This is a genomic window from Leptotrichia sp. HSP-342, from assembly GCF_041199995.1.
In the GTDB taxonomy this organism is placed as follows: Bacteria; Fusobacteriota; Fusobacteriia; order Fusobacteriales; family Leptotrichiaceae; genus Leptotrichia; species Leptotrichia mesophila.
Genome location: NZ_CP165646.1, coordinates 2,201,373 through 2,215,768, shown reverse-complemented (window position 1 = coordinate 2,215,768; position 14,396 = coordinate 2,201,373). Strand labels below are relative to the sequence as shown.

The 14,396-nt window shown below is 30.5% G+C and carries 14 protein-coding genes; all 14 read left to right on the top strand.

Annotated features, from left to right (window positions below):
* The first annotated feature begins 7 nt into the window (after positions 1 to 7).
* The 14 genes from rsmI to AB8B23_RS10990 all read left to right on the top strand — a co-directional run bounded on the left by rsmI (position 8) and on the right by AB8B23_RS10990 (position 14,394).
* Complete coding sequence (gene rsmI, locus AB8B23_RS11055; protein WP_369712786.1) at positions 8 to 706, top strand: 16S rRNA (cytidine(1402)-2'-O)-methyltransferase; 699 nt, start codon at positions 8 to 10, stop codon at positions 704 to 706.
* A gap of 641 nt (positions 707 to 1,347) precedes the next feature.
* Positions 1,348 to 2,223 carry a ribosome biogenesis GTPase YlqF gene (ylqF, locus tag AB8B23_RS11050; RefSeq protein ID WP_369712785.1) on the top strand — a complete coding sequence of 292 codons (876 nt, stop codon included), beginning with the start codon at positions 1,348 to 1,350 and terminating at the stop codon, positions 2,221 to 2,223.
* Between the two features lie 168 nt (positions 2,224 to 2,391).
* Positions 2,392 to 3,648, top strand: coding sequence for a glycosyltransferase family 4 protein (locus AB8B23_RS11045; protein ID WP_369712784.1), 1,257 nt, complete (start codon positions 2,392 to 2,394; stop codon positions 3,646 to 3,648).
* Positions 3,542 to 4,582: a glycosyltransferase family 4 protein gene (locus tag AB8B23_RS11040; RefSeq protein WP_369712783.1), complete on the top strand. Its 1,041-nt coding sequence runs from the start codon at positions 3,542 to 3,544 to the stop codon at positions 4,580 to 4,582. Before AB8B23_RS11045 ends, AB8B23_RS11040 begins: the two co-directional genes overlap by 107 nt.
* 500 nt (positions 4,583 to 5,082) lie before the next feature.
* Complete coding sequence (locus AB8B23_RS11035) at positions 5,083 to 5,364, top strand: cupin domain-containing protein (RefSeq protein ID WP_012806450.1); 282 nt, start codon at positions 5,083 to 5,085, stop codon at positions 5,362 to 5,364.
* Positions 5,365 to 5,637: 273 nt separating this feature from the next.
* The gene (locus tag AB8B23_RS11030) at positions 5,638 to 6,420 is read left to right on the top strand and encodes a transporter substrate-binding domain-containing protein (protein ID WP_369712782.1); all 783 of its coding nucleotides are present in this window, start codon (positions 5,638 to 5,640) and stop codon (positions 6,418 to 6,420) included.
* Between the two features lie 524 nt (positions 6,421 to 6,944).
* A complete protein-coding gene (locus tag AB8B23_RS11025) occupies positions 6,945 to 7,625 on the top strand; it encodes a transporter substrate-binding domain-containing protein (RefSeq protein WP_369712781.1) in 681 nt (226 codons plus the stop codon).
* Between the two features lie 21 nt (positions 7,626 to 7,646).
* Entirely contained in the window at positions 7,647 to 8,360 is a 714-nt protein-coding gene (locus AB8B23_RS11020) for an amino acid ABC transporter permease (RefSeq protein ID WP_012806453.1), read from the top strand.
* A 1-nt stretch (position 8,361) separates the two neighbouring features.
* Positions 8,362 to 9,120 carry an amino acid ABC transporter ATP-binding protein gene (locus AB8B23_RS11015; RefSeq protein WP_369712780.1) on the top strand — a complete coding sequence of 253 codons (759 nt, stop codon included), beginning with the start codon at positions 8,362 to 8,364 and terminating at the stop codon, positions 9,118 to 9,120.
* Between the two features lie 842 nt (positions 9,121 to 9,962).
* Entirely contained in the window at positions 9,963 to 10,622 is a 660-nt protein-coding gene (locus tag AB8B23_RS11010; RefSeq protein WP_369712779.1) for an amino acid ABC transporter permease, read from the top strand.
* Entirely contained in the window at positions 10,603 to 11,280 is a 678-nt protein-coding gene (locus AB8B23_RS11005; RefSeq protein WP_021746371.1) for an amino acid ABC transporter permease, read from the top strand. Before AB8B23_RS11010 ends, AB8B23_RS11005 begins: the two co-directional genes overlap by 20 nt.
* Positions 11,281 to 11,307: 27 nt before the next feature.
* Entirely contained in the window at positions 11,308 to 12,090 is a 783-nt protein-coding gene (locus AB8B23_RS11000) for an amino acid ABC transporter ATP-binding protein (RefSeq protein WP_369712778.1), read from the top strand.
* Positions 12,091 to 12,148: 58 nt separating this feature from the next.
* On the top strand, positions 12,149 to 13,414 hold the full coding sequence (locus AB8B23_RS10995) for a dicarboxylate/amino acid:cation symporter (RefSeq protein WP_369712777.1): 1,266 nt from the start codon (positions 12,149 to 12,151) through the stop codon (positions 13,412 to 13,414).
* Between the two features lie 32 nt (positions 13,415 to 13,446).
* A complete protein-coding gene (locus AB8B23_RS10990) occupies positions 13,447 to 14,394 on the top strand; it encodes an ATP-grasp domain-containing protein (RefSeq protein ID WP_369712776.1) in 948 nt (315 codons plus the stop codon).
* Positions 14,395 to 14,396 lie beyond the last annotated feature (2 nt).

Sequence of the window (14,396 nt, the reverse complement as noted above, 5' to 3'; positions counted from 1 at the left end):
GAAATATATGTTTTATGTTGTTGGTACGCCAATTGGAAATTTAGAAGACATAACTTTTAGAGCAATAAAAGTTTTGAAGGAAGTTGATTATATTTTTGCAGAAGATACAAGAGTCACTAAAAAACTTCTTTCTCATTATGAAATCGAAAAAACGGTGTACCAATACCATGAACATAATAAACTTCATCAAATTACGAATATTATTAATCTTTTAAAAGATGAAAAAAAAATTGCACTTGTAACAGATGCTGGAACGCCGTGTATTTCAGATCCAGGCTTTGAGTTAGTAAATGAAATTTTAAAAGCAGGAATAAAAGTCGTTGGAATACCAGGAGCTTCATCAATTGTAACAGGTGCAAGCATTTCAGGGCTAGATATGCGAAGAATGGCATATGAAGGCTTTTTACCAAAGAAAAAAGGCAGACAGACACTTTTCAATAAATTAAAGGAAGAAGAGCGGACAATTGTAATTTTGGAATCACCTAACAGAATTTTAAAAACTTTAAAAGATATAAAAGAATATCTGGGAGAACGTTACGTTGTAATTACAAGGGAACTTACCAAAATCTATGAAGAAATAATTCGTGGAAATGTTTCTGAAATTATAGAAAAGTTGGAAGAAAAGCCAATTAAGGGAGAAATTGTTTTATTTATAAGAGCAATAAATGATGATGGTATTTATTTAAAAACCATAAAAACAGAGTAATTTAATAGGGCGTGTCTGAAAATTCTCAAAATGATGAATTTTTAACAAATTTTTTCAAAATCAAAAATAATAAACACTGATTTTATTGTGATTTGTATAATTTATAAAATCAAAAAAACATTAAAAACAACATAGATTTTGAGTTTTCAGACACGCCTAATGTCAATAGAAGTTATAAAATTTTAATTTTTTACTAATGATAGTATGTAATTCAAAATTTATTAAATATTCGCTATTTAAACGGGGAATAGTATAAGACATATTAATTAATAATTACTTTTTCTTATTTTAAGTATTTTAATTAAACTATTTGTTGTAGTTAAATTAAAATTGTCGTGATTTTTTGGAAACAAAAAGTACTGTTTGAGCAAAGCGAGTTTAATTTTTGTTTCCAAAAAATGCTTAGACGAGCGGGGATTGCAAAGGGGATGGCGACTGTTCCCCTTTGCTTTATAAAAAAAGTATAAAAAAGATAGAAAAAAATATTATTAATAAAAATATCTAAAGCAGAAATAAAAAAACAGATGGATAAATGGTTAGAAAAATTTAATAATATTGAGTTTTTATCTTTAATTTTAAAATTAGTCTTAATTTTAGGATTAAAAATAAAAATTTAGATAGAAAATGGAGAAAATGAAAGAATGAATATAAACTGGTATCCAGGGCATATGAAGAAAACAAAGGATTTAATTGTTGAAAATCTTAAGATAATTGATGTTGTTATTGAGATTTTAGATGCAAGGATTCCGATTTCTAGTAAAAATCCAGATATTTCAAAGCTGGCAAATAATAAGAAAAAGATTATTGTTCTGAACAAAGTGGATTTGATTGATAGCAAGGAATTAAAAAGTTGGGAAGATTATTTTTTGAAAAATAATTTTTCTGATTATTTTGTAGCTTTGAGTGTAGAAAAAGGGACTAATTTTAATGAACTACGAAAAATTACAGATAAAATTTATGCTGAGAAATTGGAAAAAATGAAAAAAAAAGGACTTCGTAAAACTGAAGTAAGAGCTATGATTGTTGGGATTCCTAATGTTGGGAAGTCTAAATTCATTAATAAATTTGTGAATAAAAATAAAGCAAGAGTTGGAAATACTCCAGGATTTACACGTGGAAAGCAATGGATAAAAATTGATGAAAAATTGGAACTGCTGGATACACCAGGAGTTTTATGGCCAAAGTTTGAAGATGATGAGGTAGCTTATAATTTAGCGATTACTGGCTCAATAAAGGACAATGTATTACAATTGGAGCATGTTGCAATTAAATTTTTAGATAAATTAAAGGATTTGGGAAAAATTGAAAATCTTGTAAAAGTGTATAATTTGGAAGAATATATAACTAATGAGGAAATTTTGGGATTGGAAAACCATGAGATACTGGAAATTTTAGAAAAACGGCTTGGTGTTTCTAAAAATGATGAACATAATTATGAAATTATTTCGAGAAGGCTTATGAAAGATTATAGAATGGGGAAAATAGGTAAGTTCTTCTTGGAAATCGCTAAAAATTAGCAGATAAGAATTTTTTTATTTAAATTGAAATAGAACTTATATAAAAAAATAATAAGATATAGAATAAAAATGGTTATTTGTGTGAAAATTTATAGTAGCCTAAAAAAATTTCAAGAGAGTAAAAATAAAATTGAAACAAGGCTTTATTATAGAAGGAGAAATATAAAAATGAGAATTGGAATATTTACAGATACATACAGACCTCAAGTAAATGGAGTTGTAAGTTCGATTATGACACTTGAGAAGGAGCTTAGAAAGCTGGGGCATAAAGTATATATTATTACTACGACTGATCCAGATGCACCTCAAGTTGAGCCTAATGTTTTACGAATACCAAGTATGGAATTTAAGCCGTTGCCACAGTATAGACTGGGAATGATTTATTCTTCAAAAATAATAAAAAAGATAAAGAGGCTGGAATTAGATATTATTCATTCACAGACAGAATGGGGTGTAGGAACATTTGCGAGATTTGCTGCAATTAATCTTGAAATACCGCTTGTTCATACGTATCACACGTTATATGAATATTATACACATTATATTTTTGGTTCGAGATTTGTTTCAGCTGGGAAAAAGATTGCAGCTGCGATTAGTAAATTTTATTGTGAAAAATGTAATGGACTGATTGTACCAACAAGGAAAGTTGAAGATATTTTGTATTCTTATGGTGTTGACCAGACAATGAACATTATTCCAACTGGGCTGGAACTGGATAAATTTTATCGTGGAAATTATTCCGATGAAGATTTGGAATTTATGAGAGAAAATTTTGGAATAGAAAAAAGTGATTTTCTTTGTGTGTATATCGGGCGGATTGCCGAAGAAAAAAGTATTGATTTGTTAATTGATATGTTTTCTAAAATTAAGGATGAAAACTTTAAATTTATGATTGTTGGGCGTGGGAGAATTTTGGATGACTTGAAGAAACAAGCTGAGGATCTTGGTATTTCAGATAGAGTTATTTTTACAGGGGAAGTGCCACATGATAAAGTTGCTGCTTATTATCAAATGGGGGATGTATTTCTAAACGCGAGCATATCGGAAACGCAAGGACTTACATTTGTTGAGGCAATGGCTGCTAAAACACCTGTTGTGGCAAGATATGACTTAAATCTGGAAGACTTGCTTGTAAAGAACGAAGCAGGGCTTGTTTACAGAACAGAAGAAGAATTTATTAATTCTATAATGCTTTTAAAAGAAGATAAGGAATTTAGAGAAAAAATTATCGAAAATGCTTTTGTCGCTTCACAAGATTACACAGCACAGAAATTTGGAGAACGAGTAGAAGCAGTTTACAAAAAAACAATAGAGGAGTATGATAGTCGTGAAAGTTTTACTATATTCAGAGGGGAAAAGTTCTTTCAGCAAATCCGGCGTTGGACAAGCCTTAAATCATCAGGTAGAAGCCCTTGGAGCAAATAATATTGAAGTTACCCAGGATCCTGAAGATGATTATGATTTAGCACATATAAATACTGTTGCACTAAAATCTTATGAAGTGTTGAAACAGGCAAAGAAAAAAGGGAAACCTGTAATTTATCACACGCATACAACTTATGAAGATTTTCGTGGAAGTATAAAGGGGAGCTATGTCCTGTCGCCAATTATAAAATTCTGGACAAAGAAATTATACAATGAAGCAGATTATTTGATTTCTCCGTCAGAATATACAAAAAATCTTATAAAATCAAAATATTTAGAAAAAGAAAAAGAAATTAGAGTAATTTCAAACGGTGTAAATATAAATAAATTTAATAAAAATGAAGTTTTAAAAGAAAAATTTTTAAATGAATATAAATCAGTATATGACATAAATAAGCCGTTAATTATAACAGCTGGACTGCCTTTTGAGAGAAAAGGAATAAAAGATTTTGTAAAAGTAGCCCAGGAATGCAGTGATTATCAATTTCTTTGGTTTGGATCGTCAAGCGTAAAGTCAATGCTTCCTGACAAAATACAGAAAATCATTGAAAATCCACCAAAAAATCTAATTTTTCCAGGATATGTCGATAAAGATATTCTAATTGGAGCATTTAGTGCTGCAAAAGCCTTTTTATTTATGACTTACGAAGAAAACGAAGGAATTGTGGTGCTGGAAGCGCTTTCAGCAAAATTACCGCTTGTAGTGAGAGATATTCCTGTATATCAAGATTGGCTGGAAGATGGAAAAACTTGTTTTAAGGCTAGGACTAACGAAGAATTTTGCCAAAAAATAAGGAATATTGTGGAAAACAATGTGGAAAACTTGGATGAAATTACAGAAACTGCCTATAATATTGCTGTAGAGCGGGATTTGTTAAATATAGGCAAAAAATATAAAGAATATTATGAATATATATTGAATCAAAAAAAATAAATAACTTTTCGTAAAAAATCAATAAATTCAAAATAGAAAACCGTTAGAATAAATAAAAATGGTTTTCTTTTTTATTTTGGGTATTTCAATTTACATCTATTAGTCTTTATCTCAATTTGTTTTTTATGTGATTCTCTATTTAATACTAATTCTCTTTTAAAAATAGTAATAAATTTTTATAATAGGATTGTTCAATAGCTAATACTATAGTAAAACTAGTTTAAAACAGAACTCAAAAATTATGACTATTTTACTCAAACCCTAAATTATATAATTTCTATCAGTTCAATTTTAAACGGGTTCGAGTATATTTTCATTAAATAGTGAATGTTTAATAAATTACACTATTTTCTAATGAGAAATTAGTATTATATAAGAAAAATTTTATAATTATTGTGACTTTAAAAAAAATTTTGCTTTACAAAATATTTGAATAGGAGTATAATATTTGTATAGCTAAAAGATATTAGTTAATTTAAAATATAGAGGAGATGATTGAAATGGCTGGAATAGTAAAAAATCAAGGTGGATTAGCTTTTAGTGGGGATAATTATAAAGTGGTGAAGGAAATTTTAGATTCAGGAGAAAAAATTCCTTTGCATAATCATGAAGGAGAAGATGTCGTAATTTCAGTTCTGAAAGGAAAATTGGAAATACATTTGAATGATGATGAAATACATACTTTAGTGCCTGGTGATATCATTGGTTTTGATGGGAAGAATCTTGTTAAGGGTACTGCATTGGAGTATACAGAATTTAATGAAACGCTTATAAAAAAATAATCTTTACAAAATTAAAAAAATATAGTATAATATTTTTATATACAAATTAAAAGATTAATAACTATGAATATTTTACTATATAATAAAAAAATGCATTTTAATATAATAATATGTATGAATTTGTAGAGTTTATTTTAGAATTAATTGAAAAAATTTTATATGTAAGCTCATTTTAAAGTAAATAAATTGAAAAAATGAGATTACATGCTAGAAAGTCGAATAATCTTATTCGGCTTTTTTCTTTAAAAAATATTTATTTTTGGAGGTCTTGGAATGAAAAAAATTAAATTATTGCTAGGAATCTTATTAGTGTTGATTTTAGCAGTATCTTGCGGAAATAAAACTAACGCTGGGAAAAAAAGGGTTATAAAAGTAGGGACAGATGGAGTTTATGCACCATTTTCGTTTAAGGATGAAAGTAGCGGGAAATTGACAGGATATGATGTTGAGGTTATTCAGGAAGTTGGAAAAAGAATAAATGCAGATATTGAGTTTACAACTGTTCCTTGGGATAGCATATTTTTGGGGTTAGAGTCAAAAAGATATGATATTATTGCCAATGAAATTGAAAAAACTAAGGAAAGAGAAGAAAAATATATTTTTTCTGATAAATATTTAGTTTCAGCTGCTCAGATTATTGTAAAAGAGGGAGAGAATAACATAAAAACTTTGAAGGATCTAGAAGGTAAAAGAGTAATTTCAGCAGTTGGAAGCAATTATTCAAAAACTGTTGAGGAGTATAATAAAACAGCTGCTAAAAAGATAGATCTTAATTATTTTGATGGCGGAATTACATTGACATTGGTAGAAATAGCACAAGGAAAAGCGGATGCAACATTGAGTGACAGACTTGTGGTAAGTTACTATAAAAAACAGCAAGGAGATAAAGTTCAGCTGGTAGGGGAGCCTTTGAGTACAACACCAACATTTTTCCTATTTAGAAAAGATAGCGAAGAATTAAGAAATGAAGTGAACAAAGCACTTGCTGAGATGAGAGCTGACGGAACTCTTGCTAAAATATCAGAAAAGTGGTTTGGCGGAGATTATACGAAATAGTTAAAAATTTAATTTTATACTAAACTCGATTTAAATAACGAATTTATTACAAACTTTTTTATAAATGATATAAAACTAATATTTTCAAATAATTAAAATATAATTTTCATTTTTTAAATAAAGTCCAGCATAAATAGTCCGTCGGAGTATTTTTTTGCACTGGCAAAACTGTCTGAGCATAGCGAGTTTCTTGTCAGTGTAGAAAAATGTCGTAGATTAGCCATAGGTTATTGCGTAGCAATCTTGCCGAATATTTTGATTATCAGGATAAACCATTACTGCAAGATAAGGATTTTCGGCAATGAGTAATCCTACGAAAATAAAAAAGGAAAAATATAGTAATATGAAAAAATATTTATTAAACAAAATATCTAAAAAATAATAAAAAATATAAAAATTTTAGGAGGAAAATCATGAAAAATATTTTAAAATTAACAGGAATTTTATTGATAGGACTATTTCTTATCAGTTGTGGAGGGAAACAAGAAAATAGTAAAAGTGGGAGTAGTGAAGGAAAATAAAAAGTGAAAGTTGGAACAGAAGGAGTTTATGCACCATTTACGTTTACTGATGGAAGTGGGAAATTAACTGGATATGATGTGGAAGTTGTTGAAGAAATTGGTAAAAGGGCAAATTTAGATATAGAATTTGTGCCTACGCCTTGGGATAGTATGTTTTTAGGGCTGGAATCGAAAAAATTTGACTTTATTGCAAATGAAATTGCTAAAAATCCTGAAAGAGAGAAAAAATATACTTTCTCTGATGATTATTTAGTATCAGCTGCTCAAATTATTGTTAAAAAAGGAAGAACTGATATTAAGACACTTGAGGACTTAAAAGGTAAAAGGGTTATGACAGGAGTAGGAAGTAATTATAACAAGACTCTGACTGATTTTGACAAAAATAAGGAAATAAATTATGCTTATTTTGACGGAAATGTTTCAATTGCACTAGAAGAAATTGCACAAGGAAAAGCAGACGCTACTTTAAATGACAGATTAACAGTAGGATATTTCACAAAGCAAAGAGGAAATCTTGTAGAAATCGTAGGAGAGCCTGTAACAAAAACACCTGTATACTTCACATTTAGAAAAGATAGCGAAGAATTGAAAAATAAAGTAAATAAAGCACTAGCTGAAATGAAAGCTGACGGAACGCTTGCCAAAATATCAGAAAAATGGTTTGGTGGAGATTATACGAAATAATTTATAAACAGGAGAAAAGTAATGAATAATAATGTACCTTTTTTAAACTGGGGTTTTATGGTAAGAGCGATTCCAGAAATACTGAAAGCATTGCCGATGACTTTGAATATTGCGATTGTTACGATGATATTTTCGCTGATACTTAGTTTTTTTATCGCACTTGTGAGAATAAATAAAATTCCTGTGTTAACAAGACTTGCTACAATTTATGTGTCCTTTATAAGAGGAACACCTCTTTTAGTTCAAATTTACCTTGCCTATTATGGATTGCCTAAAATATTGGATTATATACATTTAAAGTATGGATTTAATATAGATGTGAATAATATTCCTGCGATTATCTTTGTTTACGTGGCATTTATTTTAAATGTATCAGGTTATCTGTCGGAAACATTTAGGGCAGCAATTCAGTCGGTGGATAAAGGGCAAGTTGAAGCTGCATTGTCTATTGGAATGACAAAATGGCAGGCAATGAGAAGAATTGTACTTCCACAGGCGATTATAATAACTTTTCCTAATTTTGGAAATACTTTCATAAGTTTGATAAAGGATTCCTCACTTGCTTTTACAGTTTCAATTGTGGAAATGATGGGAAAAGCAAAAATAATATCGGCTTCGGGGCTGGATATTTTTGAGGCATATATTGTTGTTGCGGGAATTTACTGGGTTGTTTGTATAATTGTGGAAAAAGTAATGGGAATTGTGGAAAAGAAATTGAGAGTAGGTGGACTGTAAAATGATAAAGGTTGAAAATCTAAAATTGTCTTTTGGAAAAAATGAAGTTTTGAAAGGAATAAACTTTAAAATAGAAAAAGGACAGGTAATAAGCATCATAGGACCGAGTGGATCGGGAAAATCAACATTTTTACGAAGCCTTAATTTTCTTGAAACAGCTTCATCTGGAACAATAACTTTTGGAAATGAAACTTTTGACTTAAGTAAAATAAATAAAAAAGATATAAATAGGCTTAGAAAAAATACGACAATGGTTTTTCAGAATTATAATTTGTTCAAAAACAAAACTGCTTTGGAAAATGTAATTGAAGGTCTTTTAATTGTGAAAAAAATGAATAGGAACGAAGCAACAGAAATCGGATTGAAAATGCTTGAAAAAGTGGGGTTAAAAGATAAAGCCGAATTTTATCCAAATCAGCTTTCTGGAGGGCAGCAGCAAAGAGTGGGGATCGCAAGGGCGGTTGCAATGAGTCCAGAGGTAATTTTGCTTGATGAACCAACTTCGGCACTTGATCCTGAACTTATTGGAGAAGTTCTGAAAGTTATAAAAGATATGGTAAAAGAAAATATGACAATGATAATTGTTACCCATGAAATGCAGTTTGCAAGGGAAGTTTCTGATTATATTGTATTTATGGATGATGGAACAATTATAGAAGAAGGAAAGCCAGAAGAAATTTTTATTAATTCGAAAAATCAACGGTTACAAAATTTTCTGAAAAGGTATTCTGAAAGTGAAACTGAGATTTATTCAATATAGAAAGTAAAAAAATTTTTAAAAAACATCAAAAAATAGTGACAAAAAAAATCTCTAAATAAAAATATTTGGAGTTTTTTTTTCACATGTATAATGGACATGAGCTTTCGCTCTACATTTGTAATAACTGATTTATTTAGCTAATATCAGCCTAAGTCTGAGCATAAAGGAGCTACCTTTATACTTCTTAAACTCTATCAAATGATAGTTAAGATATACTGGAATTTCACCAATAACAACAACAAAGCATTCAGAATTTGGTATTCATAATTTAATCTGGTGGATTTATTTTTGCCGTTGTAACTTTAACAATCAATTATAGTGACTTATTCAGTTCACATCAACCACCTAACAGATTTTGATTATTCCTTATAGTTTCTTGAGCTATCACCCTCAAGTCTTTTAAGGTTATTTTCCACAGGAACGTCTATTGAATCTGCCTAATCCAATTAAAGTGCTTTAATCTTCTATCATTACAAATATGCTTATAACTTAATCTTGTGAATGTATACACTCGTTGATTAATGTCGCCACTTTATCAAAAGCCTACATATTCAGTATCCCGAATAATTCAACTCATTTTCCGCTATAACCTCAGCAACTATGCTCTTAGTTTCTTCACTGAGTTATGTCATAAATAAATTATACCTTATAAAACTATTGTTTTCAAGTATTATATTTTAAATTTTAAAAAAATTTTTTATAGTTTTTTAAATAAAAAATATATGTATATACAAAATAATTCTTTACAAATAAAATTTTTTATAGTATAATATTTTTATATACAAATATAAGAGGTAAAAAAATAGAATATATAATAACATTCTTAGAAAGGAAATACAAAAATGGACTTTAATTTTATAATAGAAAATATTCCTAAATATTTAGAAGCAATGAAATTGACTGTGACTATAGGAATTTTTGGAATTATATTTTCAATATTGATTGGAATAGTTTGTGCATTGGTGCTTTATTATAGAGTTCCAGCTGTTAGACAGATTGTGGGAATTTATATTGAGCTTTCGAGAAATACGCCACTTGTAATACAGTTATTCTTTCTGTATTTTGGGCTTCCCAAAATTGGAATTACGTTTAATTCGCATATCTGTGCCGTGATTGGATTATCTTTCCTTGGCGGAAGTTACATGTGTGAGGCATTTCGGAGCGGATTGGAGTCAGTTACGAAAGGGCAACGGGAATCTGGATTAAGTATTGGACTTACAGAATCACAGCTTATAACTAACGTGATATTGCCACAGGCATTTACAGTTTCATTTCCCGCGATAGCGGCAAATATAATATTTCTTTTGAAAGAAACTTCAGTAATAGGGATTTTGGCTTTAATGGAACTGATGTATCTGACACGGGATTTGATAGGGCTTTATTATAAAACAAATGAAAGTCTGTTTATGCTTGTTGCAGCATATTTGATTATTATTTTACCAGTTTCGTTTATTTTAACAGTAATTGAAAGGAGAATAAGATATGCAACTGTCGGGAATTGATGTTATTTTTAAAGGAGTCAATTTGCAAAGACTTATGGGTGGACTTATTGTAACAGGACAAATTGCCCTTGTTTCCATAGTATTTTCAATATTGTTTGGATTAATTCTGGGCATAGTTATGACTTCAAAAAATAAGATTATTTATGGAATATTGAAGTTTTATCTGGAAAGTATGAGAATCATTCCCTTGCTTGTGTGGCTGTTCATAATTTATTTTGGAGTTGCAAAAGGCTTTGATTTGCATATTGACTCAGAAACTACGACAATAATAGTGTTTGTGATATGGGGAACGGCTGAAATGATGGATATTGTGAGGGGAGCTATTATTTCTCTTCCAAAAATTCAAGGAGAAAGTGCAAAGGCTTTGGGGCTTGATACAAGTCAGGTTTATAGATATGTGCTGCTTCCGCAGGCAGTAAGAAGAATTGCACCTGCAGCGGTAAATCTTATAACAAGAATGATTAAGACAACTTCACTTGCGATTTTTATAGAAGTTGCAGAAGTTCTAAAAATAGGACGGCAAATTATAGAATTTTCAAGCAGGAAAAATCCGATGGCACCATTTTGGGTGTATCTGTTCATATTTTTTCTATATTTCATAATTTGTTATCCAATTACATTATTATCAAAAAAAATGGAGAAAAAATGGGCTGTTTAAAAAATAGAGGAAACGGAGGTAAGCAAAATGGCAGATTCGGAAGTTTTATTGGAACTTTCTGATATAAAAAAAGAATATAAAAAAGGCATTCCCGCACTAAAAGGAGTCTCGCTTTCAGTAAATAAAAGCGAGGTTGTAGTAATACTAGGGCCTTCTGGATGCGGGAAAAGTACACTTTTAAGATGTGTAAACGGACTTGAAGAAATACAGTCTGGAGAAATAAAATTACAAGGAAATGCTATTAATAAAGATAAGACAAAATGGCATTTAATACGTCAGAGAATAGGAATGGTGTTTCAAAGTTATGAATTATTTGACCACATGACAGTTATGCAAAATCTTCTGTTAGGACCGCTTAAAGTACAGAAAAGGGATAAAAAGGAAGTTACGGAACAAGCAGAAAAATTGCTCGAAAGAGTAGGGCTTCTGGATAAAAAGAACTCATATCCAAGAGAACTGTCAGGAGGGCAAAAACAAAGAATAGCAATTATAAGATCACTATGTATGAATCCAGAAATAATACTATTTGATGAAGTTACAGCGGCACTTGATCCTGAAATGGTAAGAGAAGTGCTGGATGTAATGCTGGAATTGGCAAAGGAAGGAATGACAATGATAATCGTTACTCATGAAATGGAATTTGCTAAAGCAGTTGCGGATAGGATAGTATTTATGGATTCTGGAGAAATCGTTGAAACAAATTATCCGCTGGAATTTTTTAGAAATCCAAAAACTGAAAGGGCTAAGAAATTCTTAAATATATTTAATTTTGAAAAGAAAGATAAGGTGGAATCAGCTTTGTTGATATAAATAAAAAATTTAGTAAAACAATTTAGTGAATGCTAATTGTTGAAGGGAGAATGAAAGTATGAAAAAATTATTAGGATTTAGAAAATTGAATTTATTGGCACAGATATTGATTGGTGCGCTATTAGGGATTTTGATCGGACAGTTATTTCCGTCATTTGCTAAAGAGTTAAAAATACTGGGAGTGCTGTTTACAAGTTTAGTTCAGATGGTTATTGTACCGCTTGTATTCCCGCTGGTTGTTCTGTCAATAGTTACAATGAAAAATACTAAAAAGTTTGGAAATCTTGCATTTAAGACATTTTTACACTTTTTCTCAATTACAACGTTAGTAATCACGCTTAGCCTTATTTTAGGGAAAGTAACAGGAATTGGTGCAAATATAAAAGCTGGAAGCATTTCCACAGAAGCTATTAAAGATGTTGCTTCTAACATTAATTTGAGCGATTTCTTAACATCAATTGTACCTAAAAATGTATTTACAGCATTTGCAGATGGAAATCTTTTACCAGTTATATTTTTTGCAGTATTTTTGGGAATTGCCTTAATTGCTGTTGGAGATGACAATAAACCTGTTATAACGTTCTTTGAATCTTGGATAAAGGCTATGTATAAGATTGTAGATTATGCCATTGCATTTGCACCTGTGGGAGTGTTTGGGCTGATTGCAAGCAATGTCGCAAAAACTGGACTTGGAGATTTGTATTTATTAGGACAGTTTGTACTGCTTCTTTATGTTGGATACTTGGCAGCTCTATTAGTTGTATTTCCGATTATTGCATACATATTCAAAGTTCCTTATTTAAAATTATTATCAAATATTAAGGATTTGGTATTAATAGCTTTTACAACAGGAGGTTCTGCAGTAGTTTTACCTACACTTCTTGAACGTAGTGAAGAAAATGGAATATCTGAATCAGTTTCAGCTTTTGCTACACCGCTTGGATATTCATTTAATCTTATTGGAGCCTGCATTTATATAAGTTTATCGGTAACATTTATAACAAACTTGTACTCAACTCCGCTTACATGGGGTCAATTAATACCGTTAATATTGTTTTTGACAATAATTACAAAAGGAATTGCAGCAGTCCCATCTGGAGCATTGGTTGTACTGCTTGCAACTGCGGCGCAGCTTAATTTACCTGCAGAAGGCATTGCCCTGATTGTATCAGTTGACTTTTTGGCAAATGCTGGACGTACAGCGGTAAATGTAGTTGGAAACACGCTTGTTCCTGCAATTATTGAAAAAACTGCAGAATATGAAGTTGTGGAAACAGAGGAAGTGTATGCTGGACTTCGAGAAAATGCAGCTGTAGCTGAATAAACTTTAAAAATAAAAATAGAAAGGATGAAAACATGGAAAAAGTATACATAATTCATGAAAATATGGATTGGACAAGGCATCTGACTGCAAGGCTGGATGAATTGTCAGTTCCTTATGAAGAACTGGATTTATCAGAAGGAATATTAAATATAGGAAAAGAGCCTGAAAAAGGCGTGTATTATAATAGAATGAGCGCTTCTTCACATACAAGAGGGCACAGATACGCACCAGAATTAACGGAGCAAGTCTTAACATGGCTGGAAAACAAAGGAACAGAAGCAGTCCGTGTAATTAATGGAACATCTGCAATAAATCTTGAAGTGAGTAAACTGAAACAATACATATTACTGCAAAAGGCAGGGATAAATACTCCAAAAACATTGGGAGCTGTGGGAAAAGAGCAAATCTTAAATGCTGCAAAGGAACTTGACACATATCCTTTTATCATAAAGCATAACAGAGCTGGAAAAGGACTTGGGGTAAGGCTTATAAGAAGTTATGAAGAACTTGACAATTATGTAAATGGAAATGATTTTGAAGATTCTGTTGATGGAATAAGCTTGATTCAGGAATATGTGAAGCCTGTGGATGGACATATCATAAGAGCTGAATTTATAGGTGGAAAATATCTTTATGCCGTAAAAGTTGACTCAAGCGACGGATTTGAACTATGTCCAGCAGATTCGTGCCAGATAAATGATAAATTCTGTCCTGTAGGAGAAGAAGCGGCAGAAAAATCAAAATTTAGAATTATCGAAAGATTGCCAGAAAATCAAATTGAAAAATATGAGAAATTTTTGAAAGAAAACCACATAGATGTGGCGGCAATAGAGTTTATCATAAATGAAAACAACGAAGTTTTTGTTTATGACATAAATACAAATACCAACTACAATGCCGATGCTGAAAAAATAGCTGAGAAATATGCTATGTTGGAACTAGCTAAATATTTAAAAGATGAATTGGAAAAATTAGGATAAGA

Bases quoted from the DNA above. Each gene is read 5' to 3' on its own strand.
- AB8B23_RS11045 (WP_369712784.1), top strand. From the start codon at position 2,392: ATGAGAATTGGAATATTTACAGATACATACAGACCTCAAGTAAATGGA.
- AB8B23_RS11000 (WP_369712778.1), top strand. From the start codon at position 11,308: ATGGCAGATTCGGAAGTTTTATTGGAACTTTCTGATATAAAAAAAGAA.
- AB8B23_RS10990 (WP_369712776.1), top strand. From the start codon at position 13,447: ATGGAAAAAGTATACATAATTCATGAAAATATGGATTGGACAAGGCAT.
- AB8B23_RS11040 (WP_369712783.1), top strand. From the start codon at position 3,542: ATGATAGTCGTGAAAGTTTTACTATATTCAGAGGGGAAAAGTTCTTTC.
- AB8B23_RS11015 (WP_369712780.1), top strand. From the start codon at position 8,362: ATGATAAAGGTTGAAAATCTAAAATTGTCTTTTGGAAAAAATGAAGTT.
- AB8B23_RS10995 (WP_369712777.1), top strand. From the start codon at position 12,149: ATGAAAAAATTATTAGGATTTAGAAAATTGAATTTATTGGCACAGATA.
- rsmI (WP_369712786.1), top strand. From the start codon at position 8: ATGTTTTATGTTGTTGGTACGCCAATTGGAAATTTAGAAGACATAACT.
- ylqF (WP_369712785.1), top strand. From the start codon at position 1,348: ATGAATATAAACTGGTATCCAGGGCATATGAAGAAAACAAAGGATTTA.
- AB8B23_RS11020 (WP_012806453.1), top strand. From the start codon at position 7,647: ATGAATAATAATGTACCTTTTTTAAACTGGGGTTTTATGGTAAGAGCG.
- AB8B23_RS11010 (WP_369712779.1), top strand. From the start codon at position 9,963: ATGGACTTTAATTTTATAATAGAAAATATTCCTAAATATTTAGAAGCA.
- AB8B23_RS11030 (WP_369712782.1), top strand. From the start codon at position 5,638: ATGAAAAAAATTAAATTATTGCTAGGAATCTTATTAGTGTTGATTTTA.
- AB8B23_RS11005 (WP_021746371.1), top strand. From the start codon at position 10,603: ATGCAACTGTCGGGAATTGATGTTATTTTTAAAGGAGTCAATTTGCAA.
- AB8B23_RS11035 (WP_012806450.1), top strand. From the start codon at position 5,083: ATGGCTGGAATAGTAAAAAATCAAGGTGGATTAGCTTTTAGTGGGGAT.